At 64.4% G+C, this 16,030-nt stretch carries 18 protein-coding genes and 1 tRNA gene; 5 read left to right on the top strand and 14 right to left on the bottom strand.

The window, feature by feature from the left end; genetic code table 11:
* Positions 1–40: 40 nt before the first annotated feature.
* Genes G6R19_RS10040 through G6R19_RS10030 form a run of 3 tightly spaced genes read left to right on the top strand, consistent with a single transcriptional unit; the run spans position 41 to position 2,578 of the window.
* A complete protein-coding gene (locus tag G6R19_RS10040) occupies positions 41–757 on the top strand; it encodes a LytTR family DNA-binding domain-containing protein (RefSeq protein ID WP_163164420.1) in 717 nt (238 codons plus the stop codon).
* Positions 754–1,104, top strand: a complete 351-nt coding sequence (locus G6R19_RS10035) for a DUF485 domain-containing protein (protein WP_163164418.1) — start codon at positions 754–756, stop codon at positions 1,102–1,104. The genes G6R19_RS10040 and G6R19_RS10035 overlap by 4 nt, the downstream gene beginning before the upstream one ends.
* 7 nt (positions 1,105–1,111) lie before the next feature.
* A complete protein-coding gene (locus tag G6R19_RS10030; protein ID WP_163164416.1) occupies positions 1,112–2,578 on the top strand; it encodes a cation acetate symporter in 1,467 nt (488 codons plus the stop codon).
* Positions 2,579–2,624: 46 nt separating this feature from the next.
* Here the strand turns inward: G6R19_RS10030 and G6R19_RS10025 are convergent, their stop codons facing one another.
* The 6 genes from G6R19_RS10025 to rpsB all read right to left on the bottom strand — a co-directional run bounded on the left by G6R19_RS10025 (position 2,625) and on the right by rpsB (position 7,594).
* The gene (locus G6R19_RS10025) at positions 2,625–3,209 is read right to left on the bottom strand and encodes a DivIVA domain-containing protein (protein WP_163164414.1); all 585 of its coding nucleotides are present in this window, start codon (positions 3,207–3,209) and stop codon (positions 2,625–2,627) included.
* A gap of 77 nt (positions 3,210–3,286) precedes the next feature.
* Positions 3,287–4,210, bottom strand: a complete 924-nt coding sequence (locus G6R19_RS10020) for a phosphatidate cytidylyltransferase (protein WP_163164412.1) — start codon at positions 4,208–4,210, stop codon at positions 3,287–3,289.
* The gene (frr, locus tag G6R19_RS10015; RefSeq protein WP_163164410.1) at positions 4,210–4,767 is read right to left on the bottom strand and encodes a ribosome recycling factor; all 558 of its coding nucleotides are present in this window, start codon (positions 4,765–4,767) and stop codon (positions 4,210–4,212) included. Before frr ends, G6R19_RS10020 begins: the two co-directional genes overlap by 1 nt.
* A 129-nt stretch (positions 4,768–4,896) precedes the next feature.
* A complete protein-coding gene (pyrH, locus tag G6R19_RS10010; RefSeq protein ID WP_163164408.1) occupies positions 4,897–5,634 on the bottom strand; it encodes a UMP kinase in 738 nt (245 codons plus the stop codon).
* 118 nt (positions 5,635–5,752) lie between these two features.
* On the bottom strand, positions 5,753–6,589 hold the full coding sequence (gene tsf, locus G6R19_RS10005; RefSeq protein ID WP_163164406.1) for a translation elongation factor Ts: 837 nt from the start codon (positions 6,587–6,589) through the stop codon (positions 5,753–5,755).
* A gap of 129 nt (positions 6,590–6,718) precedes the next feature.
* Positions 6,719–7,594, bottom strand: a complete 876-nt coding sequence (gene rpsB, locus G6R19_RS10000) for a 30S ribosomal protein S2 (RefSeq protein WP_163164404.1) — start codon at positions 7,592–7,594, stop codon at positions 6,719–6,721.
* A gap of 433 nt (positions 7,595–8,027) precedes the next feature.
* Between rpsB and G6R19_RS09995 the strand changes: the two genes are divergently transcribed.
* Positions 8,028–8,555: a M23 family metallopeptidase gene (locus tag G6R19_RS09995; protein ID WP_163164402.1), complete on the top strand. Its 528-nt coding sequence runs from the start codon at positions 8,028–8,030 to the stop codon at positions 8,553–8,555.
* A 38-nt stretch (positions 8,556–8,593) separates the two neighbouring features.
* Here G6R19_RS09995 and G6R19_RS09990 read toward each other — a convergent pair whose 3' ends face one another.
* From G6R19_RS09990 to G6R19_RS09955, 8 genes are all read right to left on the bottom strand, one after another.
* Complete coding sequence (locus G6R19_RS09990; RefSeq protein ID WP_163164400.1) at positions 8,594–9,784, bottom strand: acyl-CoA dehydrogenase family protein; 1,191 nt, start codon at positions 9,782–9,784, stop codon at positions 8,594–8,596.
* A gap of 221 nt (positions 9,785–10,005) precedes the next feature.
* Complete coding sequence (locus G6R19_RS09985; RefSeq protein ID WP_163164398.1) at positions 10,006–10,257, bottom strand: helix-turn-helix domain-containing protein; 252 nt, start codon at positions 10,255–10,257, stop codon at positions 10,006–10,008.
* A gap of 35 nt (positions 10,258–10,292) precedes the next feature.
* Positions 10,293–10,499 carry a hypothetical protein gene (locus G6R19_RS09980; RefSeq protein ID WP_163164397.1) on the bottom strand — a complete coding sequence of 69 codons (207 nt, stop codon included), beginning with the start codon at positions 10,497–10,499 and terminating at the stop codon, positions 10,293–10,295.
* Between the two features lie 182 nt (positions 10,500–10,681).
* A tRNA-Ile gene (locus tag G6R19_RS09975) sits at positions 10,682–10,755 on the bottom strand.
* Between the two features lie 75 nt (positions 10,756–10,830).
* Positions 10,831–12,027: a glycosyltransferase gene (locus G6R19_RS09970; RefSeq protein ID WP_163164396.1), complete on the bottom strand. Its 1,197-nt coding sequence runs from the start codon at positions 12,025–12,027 to the stop codon at positions 10,831–10,833.
* A gap of 99 nt (positions 12,028–12,126) precedes the next feature.
* Positions 12,127–13,035, bottom strand: coding sequence for a DMT family transporter (locus G6R19_RS09965; RefSeq protein ID WP_163164395.1), 909 nt, complete (start codon positions 13,033–13,035; stop codon positions 12,127–12,129).
* A complete protein-coding gene (locus G6R19_RS09960) occupies positions 13,035–13,658 on the bottom strand; it encodes a CDP-alcohol phosphatidyltransferase family protein (protein WP_163164394.1) in 624 nt (207 codons plus the stop codon). Before G6R19_RS09960 ends, G6R19_RS09965 begins: the two co-directional genes overlap by 1 nt.
* 105 nt (positions 13,659–13,763) lie before the next feature.
* Positions 13,764–14,618 (bottom strand): phage holin family protein, encoded by an 855-nt coding sequence (locus G6R19_RS09955; RefSeq protein ID WP_163164393.1) that lies wholly within the window; start codon positions 14,616–14,618, stop codon positions 13,764–13,766.
* A 179-nt stretch (positions 14,619–14,797) separates the two neighbouring features.
* On the opposite strand from G6R19_RS09955, the gene G6R19_RS09950 reads away from it, so the two are divergent.
* Positions 14,798–16,021, top strand: a complete 1,224-nt coding sequence (locus G6R19_RS09950; RefSeq protein ID WP_205484356.1) for a multidrug effflux MFS transporter — start codon at positions 14,798–14,800, stop codon at positions 16,019–16,021.
* The last annotated feature ends 9 nt before the right edge of the window (positions 16,022–16,030 follow it).

Here is a 16,030-nt window from a genome sequence, read left to right as displayed (position 1 = left end):
CGCTGATCCGGCTGCGGGCGGCGGAAGCTAACCTAGGAACATGATTAACGTCCTCGTCGTTGATGATGAGCTGCCCGCCGTTGAGGAACTGGCTTTCCTCTTGGGGCGGGACGACCGCATCGGCACCGTCCTCCGCGCCACCTCGGGCAGCGAGGCCCTCCGGGCTTTGGCAGCCGGTCCGGTCGACGCCGTATTCCTGGACATCCATATGCCGGCGGTGTCCGGGCTGGATATCGCGCGCGCCATTTCCGCCAGCAGGAATCCCCCTGCAGTGGTCTTTGTGACCGCGGACGAGGACCACGCGCTGAAGGCCTTCGAACTCGCCGCCGTGGACTACCTGCTCAAGCCGGTCCGGGCCGAACGGCTTGCACGCTCGGTAGGACGGATCAGCGAACTGCGCGACGGCGGCACGGCGCCTGAGATGATCACCGTCGACCAGGGCGGTACCACCAGGATGATCAGGCGTGACGACGTCACCTACGTACAGGCCCAGGGCGACTACGCAAGGCTGCACACCGCCGATGCCAGCTACCTGATCAGGGTGCCCCTGGCCGACCTCGAGCAGCAGTGGGCGGACGCCGGGTTCATCCGGACGCACCGCTCCTACCTCGTTGCCCTGAAGCACGTGACGTCCATGAAGCTGGCTGCGGACGGGCCCAGTGTCACCGTTGCAGGTGCCGGCCTTCCCATCAGCCGGCGCCACCTGCCAACGGTGCGGGAGAAGCTGGGCGCCACCCGAATCAGGCCGCACGCATGACGAGGGTTCGCGTCACGGCACCGCGCTCCGCGGCGCTTCCTCCCAGGGACAGCCGCGAAGCGGCGCAGGACTCCGAGGTGGGGCAGGTCTTCGTCCGGTCCCTGATCCGTTCCCAGCTGCGGCTGGCCCTGGTAGTCGCTGGCGGTTTCCTGCTGATCCTTGGCGCATTTCCGCTGCTGCTGGCCGTCGTTCCCGGCCTGACGGAGACGCGTATAGCCGGTATCCCCTTCGACTGGATTCTCCTGGGGGCAGGCATCTACCCGCTGATCGGGCTGAGTGCCTGGCTGTACGTCCGGACTGCCACCCGCAATGAGGCGCGCTACCGGGACCTGGCCAAGGACCAGTGACGGAACCATGAATCCAGGCGTGGCCATAGCCGCGCTCGCAGTGGTGTCCGTGGCCACTGCGGTCATCGGCTTCTACGGCCTGCGGATCTCGCGCACCACGGGCGATTTTTATGTCGCTTCCCGGACTGTCCGGCCCTGGTGGAATGCCTCGGCCATTGGCGGTGAGTACCTCTCGGCCGCAAGCTTCCTCGGGGTTGCCGGCCTGATCCTGCTGTCCGGGACGGACGCCCTGTGGTTTCCGGTGGGCTACACCGCCGGCTACCTGATGCTGTTGCTCTTTGTTGCAGCCCCGCTGCGGCGCTCAGGCGCGTACACAATCCCCGACTTTACTGAGGCCAGGCTCGATTCCCGGGCTGTCCGTAAGGTCACCAGCCTGGTGGTGGTGCTGGTGGGCTGGCTGTACATTGTGCCGCAGCTCCACGGCGCCGCTTTGACCATCCGGATCACCACCGGGTTGCCGTCCTGGGTGGGATCGGTGGCTGTGGTGATTGTTGTGTGCCTGACGGTGGTTGCCGGCGGCATGCGTTCCATCACTTTCGTCCAGGCTTTCCAGTACTGGCTCAAGCTCACGGCCCTGGCGGTTCCTATCCTCTTCATCATCTTTATGCTCGCTGGAAACGGGACGCCGGCCCTGTCTCCGCCTGCCGTGAACCCCACGAATCTTGCCCCCGCCGGGCTGTACCAGAACGTGTCGCTGCTGGTCGCCCTGCTCTTCGGCACCCTCGGGCTGCCCCACGTGCTGGTCCGCTTCTACACCAACCCGGACGGGCAGTCTGCCCGGCGGACCACGCTGATTGTCCTGGGCCTGCTGTCGGTGTTCTACCTATTTCCCACCGCGTACGGACTGGTGGGCAGGATGTTTGCGCCGGGCCTCGCCCGCGCCAACCAGGCCGATGCCATGGTGCTGCTGCTCCCCGGCGAACTGGTGGGCGGTGCCGCCGGCGATCTGCTGTCAGCCTGTGTGGTGGCGGGCGCCTTTGCCGCCTTCCTCTCCACCACGTCCGGCTTGGTGGTCTCGCTTGCAGGCGTCATCAGCCAGGACGTCCTGGGCGCCGGGGTGGGGGGCTTCCGGCTGGCGGCGGTGATCTCCATCGTGGTGCCCCTGGGGTTCGCCCTCATGACGGATTCGCTGGCCCTCGCCGGAAGTGTGGGTTTGGTGTTCGCGTTCACCGCGTCCACTGTCTGCCCGGTGCTGCTGCTTGGCATCTGGTGGCGGGGACTGACAGACGCCGGCGCCATCGCCGGGATGGTGACGGGCGGCGTTCTCTGCGGTGGAGCGATGATTGCGGGCTCCGTAGGGGGCGCGAACAACCTCGCTCCCTGGCTGGCCCAGCCTGCGGCATGGACAGTGCCGGCGGCCTTCGCAGTGATGGTCATGGTTTCCCGCGCCACCGTTCAGCGGGTCCCGAAGACCATGCCCCGGGTGATGACCCGCCTCCACACTCCGGAACGGCCACTAGCCACCGAAAGGTGACCCCAAAGATCGTTCTCCCCCAGCCCTGCGGGAGCCTGGAACCAGGTCAGTCGATGGCCGCCATCAGTTCAACCACACGGTCCAGGAAGGCGTCCACCTGGGTTTCCTCGTACCCGTCCCGGCCAACGGCGGGGCGGAAAACTGCGCGGCGGACGTTGTCGACGCTGAGCGGTTTGTCCTGTTCGAGGTAGGCGATGAGTTCGTGGCACAGCCGGTCGACGTCGGCCGTGTTGTAGCTACGGGCCTTCTTCTTCGCCGGCCGGCGGAAGCGGTCGCCGTCGGGTCGGTGCAGCCGGCCGCGGAGGATGCCGGACAGGCTTCCAATCTCCCGCAGCCAGGCTTCCTCGCCACGGGCAGCGATCAGCTCGTCCCGCTCGCGGCGGGCGAAGGCGTCTTCGAGGCGGTCCAGTGCTGCGTCCACGACGGCGGCGGAGTAACCGCCCTTGACGGGGTCGAAGGAAACTGCCCTGACAACGGCACTGGTGACAGGTTGGGCCGCAGCCTCCGGGGCTTCAAGTGACACCCGCGCACGCTGCAGGAACTGATCCACCTGCTTGGCGTTATAGCCGTAATCGCTGCGCTGCACGCGCTCAAAGGACGCAGGGATCTGCCGATGAATGTCCAATGCCACTTTTGATTCCTTCGATGCTCGTCAAGCCGTTACTCTGCACCAGTCTATTGGCGCCCGGGCCCGGCGGGGGTTGTGTGTCAGGCCCCGGAAACGAGCCCGTACAAGACAAAGGCCGCCGGGGCTGCAAAAACGATGGAGTCCAGCCGGTCCATCACGCCGCCATGTCCCGGCAGGATGCTGCTCATGTCCTTGACGCCGAGTTCGCGTTTCACCATCGACTCGGCCAGGTCACCTGCCGTGGAAGCCGCCACCAGTCCCACCGCCAGGACCACGCCCACCCACCAGGGCTTGTCCAGCACAAAGAGACTGGCAAGGATGCCGATCAGTATCGCGCCGCCGATGGAACCGGCAAATCCTTCCCAGGATTTCTTGGGGCTGATCTTGGGCGCCATCGGATGCTTGCCCAGGGAGGCGCCCACCAGGTAACCGAAGGTGTCATTGGACACCACCAGCAGCAGCATCACCGCCACCTGCCATGCTCCGTCCGGAATTGTTCCTCCCGGCCAGAGGCCCAGCGGAGTAGCGACGCCCGAAGCGTGCAGCGGGAGCGCGGCGAAGCTGATGAAGAACGGCACCCAGCCCAAGGTGAAGACGCCTGCGAAGATGCTGTTGGCCGAGCCCGCAGCGCTTTCGATGGACCGCCACAACAGCACTGCCACCGAACTGAGGAGCATGGCAAAGAGCAGGCTTTCGATCCCGCCGAGGTAGGCGGCAAAAGGCATGGCCACTGTTCCGGTCATGACCGGCACAATGGGCATCCTGGTGCCGTTCGCCTCCAGGGCGCGGTAGATTTCCCACACCCCAAAAACAGCGAACGATGTGGTGACCGCAACAAATCCGAGCGGGAGGAACAGCAGTCCGCCGAGCACTGCGAAGAGCATGGCCAGGCCCACCACCACCGCGGCCGGAAGGTTCCTCCCGGCCTTCGGCGTGGGGTTGGTCCTGGGCTGCTTCCCCCGTGTGCGCGCCCGTTGTGCCGGGGCCTGCTCTGCCTGGCCCATCAGACTTCGAGCAGCTCTGCTTCCTTGCGCTTGAGCAGCTCGTCGATGCCGTCCACGTGCGCCTTGGTGAGGCCGTCCAGTTCCTTTTCGGCGCGGGTGCCCTCATCCTCGCCGGCCTCGCCGTCCTTGACCAGCTTGTCGAGGGTTTCCTTGGCCTTGCGGCGGATGTTGCGGATGGAGACCTTGGCGTCCTCGCCCTTGGTCTTGACGATCTTGACGTATTCCTTGCGGCGTTCCTTGGTCAGTTCCGGAATGGTGATTCGGATGACATTGCCGTCGTTGGACGGGTTGGCGCCGACTTCGGAGTCGCTGAGCGCCCGTTCAATGTCGCGCAGGGCGGTCTTGTCGAACGGGGTGATGAGGATGGTCCGGGCGTCCGGGATGGCGAAAGAGGCGAGCTGCTGCAGCGGGGTGGGGGAACCGTAGTATTCCACCAGGACCTTGTTGTAGAGTCCGGGGTTTGCGCGGCCGGTACGGACGGCAGCGAAGTCTTCCTTGGCTACCTCAACGGCCTTGTCCATCTTTTCTTCGGCTTCGAGCAAGGTTTCTTCGATCACGGTCTCTCCTGACGATTCTGGTGCAGTCCGGGACGCCGGGGCCATGCACACACGTGGTTCTCTGTTGCTGCTTCCGCTCCTGGTCCCGAAGGCAGGGGCGGAACTGTCCTGAAAACATCCTAGCCGTAGCTAGGCGGTAACCAGGGTGCCCAGCTTTTCGCCCAGGATGGCCCGGGTAACGTTGCCTTCACCCTCCATGCCAAAGACCACCATCGAGAGATTGTTGTCCTTGCACATGGTCATCGCCGTCTGGTCCATCACGCGGATGTCGCGGCGGAGGGCATCGTCGTAGCTGAGGGTTTCGAGCCGCTCGGCGGAGGGGTCCTTCTTCGGATCTGCCGTGTAGACGGCGTCCACACCGCTCTTGGCCATCAGGACGACGTCGGCGTGGACTTCGAGTGCACGCTGGGCGGCCACGGTGTCGGTGGAGAAGTACGGCAGGCCGGCCCCGGCGCCGAAGATGACCACGCGGCCCTTTTCCATGTGCCGGATGGCGCGGCGGGGAATGTAGGCTTCGGCTACCTGTCCCATGGTGATGGCGCTCTGGACGCGGGTTTCGACGCCGGCCTGCTCCAGGAAGTCCTGCAGGGCCAGGCAGTTCATCACCGTTCCGAGCATGCCCATGTAGTCGGCCCTTGAGCGGTCCATGCCGCTCTGGGAAAGTTCTGCGCCGCGGAAGAAGTTGCCGCCGCCAACCACGATCGCCACTTCCACCTGGGGGACGGCTGCCGCGATCTGCTTGGCGACATCGCGGACAGTTTCCGGGTCAACGCCAAGCTTTCCGCCGCCGAAGACCTCGCCGGAAAGCTTCAGGAGGACCCGGCGTCGACTTTTCTCTGGCTGGATTACAGTGTTGACGGCTTCCATGATGCCTTCCCGTTGGTGAGTCTGAAAAAAGGTTATCCTGCTGGGGCCAGTGCTCGGAACCGGCCCCGTGCATGCAAAAGGGGCGGCCACCGAAGTGGCCACCCCCTTGCAGTTTCGACTAGGAGCCGACGCGGAAACGCGTGAACGCGGTTCCCTTGACACCGGCCTCTTCGAGGACCTGTGCAACGGACTTCTTGGCGTCCTTCGCGAATGCCTGGTCAACCAGGACCTCACCCTTGTAGAAGCCCGTAACGCGGCCTTCGACGATCTTGGTGAGTGCGGCTTCGGGCTTGCCCTCAGCCTTGGCGGTCTCTTCGGCGATGCGGCGCTCGGACTCAACCAGCTCGGACGGAACGTCGTCGCGGGTCAGGTAGTTCGGTGCCATGGCAGCAATGTGGACTGCAACATCGTGGGCGGCAGTGGCAGCGGTTTCGCCTTCACCGTCAACAGCGAACAGCACGCCAACCTGGGCCGGGAGGTCCTTGGAGGTCTTGTGCAGGTAAGCGTCAACCGTTGCGCCCTCGACTCGGGAGATGCGGCGGACAACAACCTTCTCGCCCAGGACAGCGCCTTCTTCGACGACGACCTCGGAGAGCGGCTTGCCGTCAACTTCGGTGGCGAGCAGGGTCTCGAGGTCGGCTGCGCCGGACTCAACGGCAACGGCCAGAACCTTGTCAGCCAGCTGAATGAACTTGTCAGCCTTGGCCACGAAGTCGGTCTCGCAGTTGACCTCGATCATAACGCCGACGCCGTTGCTGACCTTTGCGGCCACCAGGCCTTCAGCGGTGGAGCGGCCCTCGCGCTTGGTAGCACCCTTGAGGCCCTTGATGCGGATGATTTCGATGGCCTTCTCGGCGTCACCGTTGGCTTCGTCAAGAGCCTTCTTGACATCCATCATGCCGGCGCCGGTGCGCTCGCGCAGGGCCTTGATGTCCGCGGCAGTGTAGTTCGCCATGTGAACCCCTCTGTCTAGAAATTTGTTGTGGTGTACGGACCGACAGGACAGCAGCCCACCTGGTGGGCCGCCATCCTGTCAGCAGCTCCGGCACCGCAGGCGGCGCCGGAGAATCCGGATTTACTTGTGTTACTTGGCGTCTTCAGCCGGAGCAGCAGCGTCTTCTGCGGGAGCCTCGGCAGCGGCCGGTGCTTCAGCTTCCTCGGCAGGAGCAGCAGGAGCAGCAGCTTCTTCAGCCTTGCTGCCTTCGAGGAGCTCGCGCTCCCACTCGGCCAGCGGCTCTTCCGGAGCTTCGGTGGTGCCGGTAGCGCGGTTGTTGCGGGCGATGAGGCCCTCGGCAACGGCGTCGGCAACAACGCGGGTCAGGAGGTTCACGGAGCGGATGGCGTCGTCGTTGCCCGGGATCGGGAAGTCGACCTCATCCGGATCGCAGTTGGTGTCCAGGATGGCCACAACCGGGATGTTCAGCTTCTTGGCCTCGTCAACGGCGAGGTGCTCCTTCTTGGTGTCCACGATCCAGAGCACGGAGGGTGCCTTGGTGAGGTTGCGGATACCGCCGAGGTTGGACTCGAGCTTAGTGAGTTCACGCTTGAGGAGCAGGAGCTCCTTCTTGGTGTACGCGGAGCCGGCGACGTCGTCGAAGTCGATCTCTTCGAGTTCCTTCATGCGCTGGATGCGCTTGGCGACCGTCTGGAAGTTGGTCAGCATACCGCCGAGCCAACGCTGGTTCACGTAGGGCTGGCCAACGCGGGTTGCCTGCTCGGCAATCGCTTCCTGGGCCTGCTTCTTGGTGCCGACGAAGAGGACGGTGCCGCCGTGTGCAACGGTGGCCTTCACGAACTCGTAGGCGCGGTCGATGTAGGACAGCGACTGCTGAAGGTCGATGATGTAGATGCCGTTGCGCTCCGTGAAGATGAAGCGCTTCATCTTCGGGTTCCAACGGCGGGTCTGGTGTCCAAAGTGGACGCCGCTGTCAAGCAGCTGGCGCATAGTTACGACGGGCATGCCGACGCTCCTTCCGGCAGGTCATTCATGAGAAAGCCCCTAGGCTTCTTACCCTGCCAATAGTTGACGGTTTATTAGCGTGGCCCGGGCGGGCCGTGCTCCTGGCATCCATCGCGCTTCTCATCAGCACCGGGGGCGCTGACCGCAAGAAGCATGATCCTCCACTGGAGGGCTGGATGCGCGTAGTCAGCTGCCGCTCCCCCACACTCCTGAATGAGACGTGCCGACGCAAACCCGGACAGGGGCGTATACCGTTGGAAAAACCGTTGGGATAGCCGCCGGACGGAAAGCGTTGAGGGCGCAGCAAACTGCTCCATCAAGTGTACTACAGGCGCCCGCACCCGGAGGACAGCAACGGCGCCGGCCGCCAGCCTTATCCACATAGGCCAACCGGCCCCTCCCGGCCCTTCTCGAACCGGCGCAGGCTGGGCATATGACACCACCGGCACTGCTTGCAGCCCTGCTCCTGCTGCCCGCTTCACTTGCCCCCACCGGGGAGACGCTGGCCTTCGCTCCGGCACCCACGCGGACTGAGGCGGCGCCCTCCTGGCAGTGGCCGCTCTCCCCCCGCCCGCCCGTTGTGCGGGGCTTCGACCCGCCGCCCAAGCCATGGCTCAGCGGCCACCGCGGCGTGGACCTGGGAACAGCGTCCGACGGCGTCCAGGTCACCTCGCCCGCGGCGGGCACCGTGAGCTTCGCGGGAGTTGTGGTGGACCGGCCGGTCATCACCATCGACCATGGCAACGGCCTTCGCAGCAGCTTCGAACCGGTAGAGAGCAGCCTTCCCGCCGGCAGCGCGGTGGGCGCGGGCCAGACCATCGGCACGGTCCTCCCCGGCCATTGCCCTGCCGCTTCGTGCGTGCACTGGGGCGTCCGGCGCGGCGACGACTACGTGAATCCGCTGCAGTTTGTGATGGACCTCCGGCCATCCATCCTGCTGCCGCTCGTAGCGCCGCCATAGAGGCCGGACCCGCAGGGCGGGATCCGTCTGGGAGCGCGTCAGATGATGGCGGAGATACCGGTAATGGCCCGCCCGGTCACCAGGGTGTTGATTTCGTGCGTCCCCTCATAGGAATAGATGGCTTCGGCGTCGGCGAAGATCTTGGCCATTTCAAAATCGGTAACGATGCCGTTGCCGCCCAGGAGGTTCCGGCCGATGGCCACGCTTTCACGCATCCTTGCAGTGGTGAAGGCCTTCGCCAGGGCGGACTGCTCGTCCTTGGCCGTGCCCGCGTCCTCCAGCTGGGACAACCTCACCATCATGCCCATGGAACTGACGGCGTTGCCCAGGATCTGCACCAGCTGGCTTTGGACGAGCTGGAAGGAGGCCAGCGGCCGGCCGAACTGGTGCCGCTCCACGGCATAACGCCGGGCTACGTCGAACGCGGCCAGCTGCTGCCCCACGGCCTGCCAGGCGACGCCGAGGCGCGTGACTTTCAGGACCTTGTTGACGTCCCGGAAACTGTTGGCGTGGGCGAGCTTGCAGAAGTCCGGTACCACCACGTTGTCCAGCGTGATATCGGCGTTCTGGACGGTGCGCAGTGCGATTTTGTTCTCGATCTTCTCCGCACTGAAACCCGCCAGCGCGGTGTCTACGAGGAAGCCCTTGACCTTGTTGTCGTCAAGGTCCCGCGCATAGATGACCACCCAGTCCGAGAAGGTGGCGTTCCCAATCCAGCGTTTGGCGCCGTTCAGGATCCACGAACCACCTTCGCGGCGCGCCGTAGTCCTTGTTCCGCCGGCCACGTCGGAGCCTCCGAGGGGCTCGGTCAGGCCAAACGCGCCGATCTTCTTGAGCGCGTAGATGTCAGGCAGCCACGCGTCCTTTTGCTCCTGGGAAGCCAGCGCTTCGATGGAACCGGTGAAAAGCCCGTCGTGGACGCCCATAAAGGTGGAGATGGATGCATCAGCGCGCGTCACCTCGGCGTGCATCAGGCCCGCAAACAGGTTGGAGTGGCCCTGCCTGCGCACCGGACTGACCAGGTCAATGTCCGCCAGCTTCGGAATCAGGTCCATGGGGAATTCGCCGCGGTTCCAGAAGTCAACAGCGATGGGACGGACCTCGCGGGCCAGGAAATCCCTGACCTCTGCCAGCCGGTCCTGCTCCTTTCCGCTCAGCAACTGTTCGAAGGCATAGAAGTCGCCATCGGCGTAAGGAAGGTTGTTGAGGTCGGCGGCAGAAGTGGACATGGTTACCTCACAGGTGATCAGCGGTGACCGGGGCTCTCCGGGAAGGAGCACCGTATGTTACTGCTCAGTAACATACCGCAGATTGGAGGCTCAGGAAACAGGAACCTGCCCGCGCACAAAAACCTCAAGCAGAAACAAGCCGATGTCCTTCTCGGCGTCGCTGGGGAGTTGCTTGCAATGGCAATGGCGCATGCCAACGTTCACGACCGACCAACGTCGGGCTAAGACGCATCATCAGCTGCTTCGCCGGACGCTATCCGCTCAGCAGTCACCCGGTAGGCCTGCTCGATGTAGTCATCCAGATCCCTGGCAGCTACCCGCCAGGTACGGTGGACGCCGATCTGCAACCCCCGCAGCTCGCCCGCCGTCAACAGTTGGCGGACAGTCGGCTCACGGATAGCCAACTCCTCGGCTACCTGCTCAACCGTCAGGAACCTGGAGCGCTTCGGCGCAGCTTCATTAGTTACAGTCATCTGGCCACCATAACCAAGGTCAGGGTGCCTTGGAACTACTCGGCACCATCACCGGTCCGGGCGTCCGGCGACAGAGGTAGTTCCATGAACTCATACAACTCCCGCCATGCGTTATCCAGGCGCATCTCAGCCAGGACGGCCTCCTCCTTGCCTGCAGCCGTACCGCGCTGCCGCAACTCTTGGAGCTCGTTGTACAACGCCTCAACCTGGTCCAAACGCTTCTTAAACTCCATGTCCGCCATCGCAAAAGACTAACCGACCGGCCGCGAGAGTGGGCCGTCGTGCCGGTGCCGTCTTATACAGGCAGACTCATGAAGCGCGAGGCAGTATTCCTGTGGAAGCGCCGTTGCCGTTCCCAGCGTCAAAGGGCAAGAAGAGCCCCGCTTCCCCTTGTTCACAAGGGGAAGCCGGGCTCTCTCTGAGGTAGGGCTACTCGGACTTGAACCGAGGACCTTAGGATTATGAGTCCCGCGCTCTAACCAGCTGAGCTATAGCCCCCTATGCCCTGGCTGGTCTCCGCGGAAGGGGATGTGCCTGCAGGGCAAAATTACTCTAGCAAATCCCGGAAAGCGTTCAGACCACTTTGTCCTCGAAGCTCGCGCCCCGGTACAGGTCCTCGAAGGTCTGCAGGGTCCCTTCGATGCTGTGGGGTTCCACCATCTGCCGGCTGACCTGGCCCATGGCGGCGCGCTGGTCGGCGGGCAGCTCAAGAACCATGGTGATCTTCTTGGCGAGGTCATCACTGTCGTTCGGGGTGAACAGGTACCCGTTCTCACCGTCGCGCACCAGGTGCGGCAATGCCATGGCGTCCGCCAGCACAACCGGCGTCGAGGCAGACATCGCCTCCAGGGTTACCAGCGACTGCAGCTCTGCAGTCCCGGGCATGCAGAAGAGGTCGGCCCTGATATACGTCTTCCGCAGGTCCTCGTCGGTGACCAGGCCCAGGAACTTCACCCTGTCCCCCAGCCCGAGGCGCTGGACGAGGTTTTCGAGTGAGGAACGGACCTCGCCGCCGCCCACGATTTCAAGGTGCACGTTCAGCTCGGGAGGTGTTTTGCTGATGGCCTGGATCAGCACATCCACATGTTTTTCCTCGGCGAGGCGGCCGGCAAACACCACCGTGGGGTGCGGGTGCGGTTCGATGTGCTCGCCCGGCTGAAGTTCGTAGGCCGCCGAATCGATGCCGTTGGAGAGCGGAAGGACCTTGCGGAGGAAGGCGTGCTGGTGCATAGCTTTGGCCGCCAGCGGGGTGGGCGTGGTGACCACGTCAGCCCGCCCCATGACCTTGCCCATGTCCTTCCAGGAGATCCGTCCAATGATGTTCTTGAACCACTGCGGGAACGGCAGGAACGGATTGAGGTTCTCCGGCATGAAGTGGTTCGTGGCAACGATACGGATGCCCCGCTTGTCAGCCTCGTACAGGACATGCTCGCCGATCATGTAGTGGCTTTGGATGTGGACGACGTCGGGCTTGACCCGGTCAAAAAGGAGGCTGATCTCCTTCTTGATTTCCCACGGGAAACACAGGCGGAAGTACTCATGGGTGGGGGCGGCGTGCGAGCGGAGGCGGTGCACCGTGGCTTCTGACCGGAACTCGGTGAAGCTCTTCCCGTTGTCCGCACGGCAGGCCAGCACGTGCACGTTGTGGCCCCGGCCCGTCATTCCTTTGGCCAGGCGGTAGCCGAACTGCGCGGCCCCGTTGATGTGGGGCGGGTAGGTGTCCGCGGCGATCAGGACGGTCAGGGGTTGCTGGTCTGCGGGCGTGGTCACGTGGAGAACTCCTGATGGTCACGGTGCGGACAGTGGCACTGACAGCACGGTTGGCCGGTGGCATGGCGCCGGGGCCTCGTGTAGTTGCTGGCTAAGGGACTAGTGGGACGGCCTGCCCGCGGCCTTCCGAGCGTCTTTTTTGCGCTTCGTGACCTCGGGGTGGTGCCGGGACAGGGCTATAACTCCCACGATAGCAAGGGATGCCGCCGTTCCCATCGCAATGGCCATGACGGCGTGGACATCCGGGCGGAGTTCACCGAGGATGACGATGCCGATGGCTATCCCCACAAGGGGATCGATCACCGTGAGTCCTGCAATCACCAGGTCCGGCGGGCCTGAGGAGTAGGCGTTTTGGACAAACCATGAGCCCAGACCTCCCGCAGCAAGAAGGGCCACCACGGAGTACCACTGCACGTTCAGCAGGAACAGCCCGTTGGGATCGAGCAGGTGCTTGCCGATGATCCGGGTGAGGACGGCCACGAATCCGAAGAGGACGCCGGCGCCCAGGATGTAGACGAAAGCGTTGATCCGGTGCTTGAACATGACGGCCAGCGTGCCGAAGAGTCCGACGGCGAGGGCCAGCAGCAGCACAATGGTGAGTTCGGCGTCGAGGCTCACATGGTGGTTTTCCTGGGTGACGTTGACGGCCAGGAGGACAAAGAGCGCAGAGCCCGTCACACAGGCGGCGATGGCCACCACGGTTGCCCGGTTGATGGTGAGGTCCTGGTCTTTGGCGTTGATGACGGTTGTGATGACGAGCGCGATGGCGCCGATTGGCTGGACGACGGTGAGCGGGGCGGACACGAGGGCCACGGCGTTCATGGCCATGCCAGCACACAGCAGCAGGAGGCCGAAGACCCAGCGCGGGTTCCGAAGGAGGCGGAGGAAACCGTTCGAGCTAAGTGCCAGGCCGCCGGTGTCGGCTTTGACGGCGCTTCCCTGGCGCTGGGCTCCAAGGGCAAGGCAGAAGGCTCCAAGCAGCGCAAGCACAACGGCCACCCACACCATCAGGCGGTCCCGCCGTCGTGATGCTGCTGCATCCTGCCTTTGCGCAGGATGGCCCAGAAGTAGTTGTAGGCGGCGATCCAGTGACCGATCAGGCCAAGTCCCAGCACTATCCACGCGGCGACGAACAACTCATCCGAGAATAGGGTGTCCAGCCGGGACAGGACCAGCATCGGCGTGCCCAGGAGCAACAGCCCGGTGCGCACCTTGCCCACGACGCTGACGGGAAGGTCCGGATGGCCGCCGAAGAAGGACAGGGTGAGGACCAGCAGCACGGCGTCCGGGATCACCAGCGCGGCCAGGTACAACCAATGCACGACGCCGGCAATCACCAAAGTGACGGCGACGGCAATCAGCGCCAGCCGGTCGGCAATGGGATCGAGGACCCTGCCGAGCTTGGAAGCCTGGTCGAAGCGCCGCGCGACGTAGCCGTCAATCCAGTCGGTGCTTGCCATCACGGCGAGGACCACCACGCCGGCGCCGTATTCCTTTTGGGCCAGGACCAGCCAGACAAACAGCGGCACCCCCATGAACCGCACGACAGTCAACAGGTTGGGGATGGTGAATACGCGGTCGTGATCCACCTGCGGGCGTCCGGGACGGGAGCCGGCACCGATGAACTTCACGCCGTCCCCCTTTCCTTCCTGCTGCCCTCCGGGCGCGGACTTATGATTTCTGCCTGCGCCCCTGCCACGCGCTGCCCGCCGCCAAGGCCGTCGAAAAGGCGGCTGCTAGTAGGTCCGGAGGAGCTTGCGGACCAGGACCACGAACACGGTACCGGCAGCCGCGAGGGCAGCCAGTGGTTTCCAGCGGCTTCCGAGGCCGCCTTCGGACTCCGACAGAGCTGCCAGCCGGTGCCCGGCAAGATCCTTGCCCCGGCCCGCGAGAACCTGGCCCTGCCGGAGTTTGCCCTGGGCGGCAGCCAGCAGGAACTGCGCCTGGGTTTTGACGTCGAGCTCTTCGCCGAGGTCGTCGCGGACCTCGGTGAGGTGGTGGCGGCGCTGGTTCAGGCGGCGGGCGAGTTCCGGCTCTGATGCCTGCGGGAATTCCTGGTTGTGCTCCGCCGCCTTGGCTTCCTTTTCCGCCTTGGCTTTCGCAGCGGCCTCCGCCTTGGCCGCCTTGGCAGCTTTGGCTTCGGGACTCTGCGGATCGAGGATCGCAGGGTTGAAGGCCGAACCCTCCTTCGCGATGCCGATGTCGTGCTTGATGCCTCGGATGGTTTCCTCGGGCAGCAGGGGCATGGCCTTCTTGAACTTACGCATGCCGATGAGGCCGCCGATGAGTGCTATCAGCAGGAATGCTGCGGAGACCAGGAGGGCGGCCAGCCACGCGGGCATGATGGTGGCCAGGCCCATGATTGCGGCAACAATCAGTCCAACCACAAGGAAGAGGAGGAAGACGAGGGCCACGGCGAGGAAAGCTGCGGCAACCCCGACCTGGATGCCCTTGCGCTTGAGCTCTATTTTCGCGAAAGCGACTTCGTCATTCAGCTGGCGGGGCGCCAACCGGAAAAGGAGTTTAAGCGTCCTGGGCAGCGCAGCGATACGCAATCCCTGGCTGGTCCGCCCGCTGTGACGTCCGCTCATCGGTTCCGCCTTACTGTTTCATGGTCGATTCGGCTTCCATGTGCTGCGGGAAAGTGCAGCTGCACAGTCCCCGGCACCAAAACTATCATTCAGGTTAAGGGCGAACCTCCGGGCTTGCCGGACGGCGCGGCCTACAACGCTGCAGAATTCCTGCCTGCCCCGGCCTAGGATTGATTTCCGTGACCATCCCCAGCAATCCGGGCGATCTGTTGAGCCGCCGCCGGAAACTTCTGTACATCCTCCTTCTCGGCGCCCTGACGGCCTTGGGTCCGTTCACGATCGACCTCTACCTTCCTGCCTTTCCCGCGCTGGAAGCAAGCCTGGGCGTAACCGAGGCCCAGGTCCAGCTGACCTTGGCCGGGACCACCGTAGGCTTTGCCCTTGGCCAGTTGGTGGTGGGCCCGTTCAGCGACAGGTTCGGCCGCAGGACTCCCCTGATCCTGGCCACCGCCCTGCACATTGCAGCGTCGCTCGGCGCCGCCCTGTCCACGGACATCACCACCCTGGGCATTTTCCGCGTCCTGATGGGCGTGGGTGCCGCCGGCGGCGGCGTTGTGGCCATGGCCATGGTGCGGGACCTGTTTTCCGGCTATGCCTTGGTCAAGATGTTTTCCCGCATGTCCCTGGTCAGCGGACTGGCACCGATCCTGGCCCCCGTCATCGGCTCACAGCTGCTGCTGGTGATGCCGTGGCCGGGAATCTTTGTGTTCCTCGCCGCGTACGGCACGCTGGTCATCGTGGCCGCCCTGTTCCTGGTGCGCGAGACGCTGCCGCCGGAGAAGCGCCAGCAGAGCGGGCTGACTGCCCGCCAGCGCTACCGGATCCTCTTCACGGACAGGGTCTTTGTTGGCCTGCTGATGGTGGCCGGCCTGAACTTCGGCGGGCTGTTCACGTACCTTTCGGCCTCACCCTTCCTGTTCCAGGACGTTTTCGGTTTTTCCGCCCAGGAATACGGCCTGCTGTTTGGCATCAATTCCCTGGGCATCGTGGCCGGCATCCAGACGAGTTCGCGCCTCATCAGGCGGGTACCGCCACAGTGGATCCTTGCTGGCGCCACGGCCTGGATGTTCGTTATGGCCATGCTGATCGTGGTGTTCGACCAGCTGGGATTCGGGCTCTGGGGCGTGTTGGTGCCGCTGTGGTTCTACATCATGGGCACGGGCTTTATGTTCCCCTGCGTTCAGGTGCTCGCCCTGGCAAGCCATGCCGCCCAGGCCGGCACCGCGGCCTCCCTGCTCGGTTTCGCGACCTTCATGATGGCCGGGCTCATCTCCCCTGTCGTTGGCTGGCTGGGCATCACCAGCGCCGCTCCCATGGGCGCCGTCCAGGGAGCCTGCATCCTGCTCGCCATCGCGGCCCTCTGGCTTGTGGTCCGGCCGCGCACCGTGCCGTCGATCCACTGAGCGGTCCGC

This window comes from Arthrobacter sp. Alg241-R88, from assembly GCF_900537115.1.
In the GTDB taxonomy this organism is placed as follows: Bacteria; Actinomycetota; Actinomycetes; order Actinomycetales; family Micrococcaceae; genus Arthrobacter.
The sequence above is the reverse complement of the archived record's forward strand: the minus strand, read 5'-3'. Positions and strand labels throughout refer to the sequence as shown.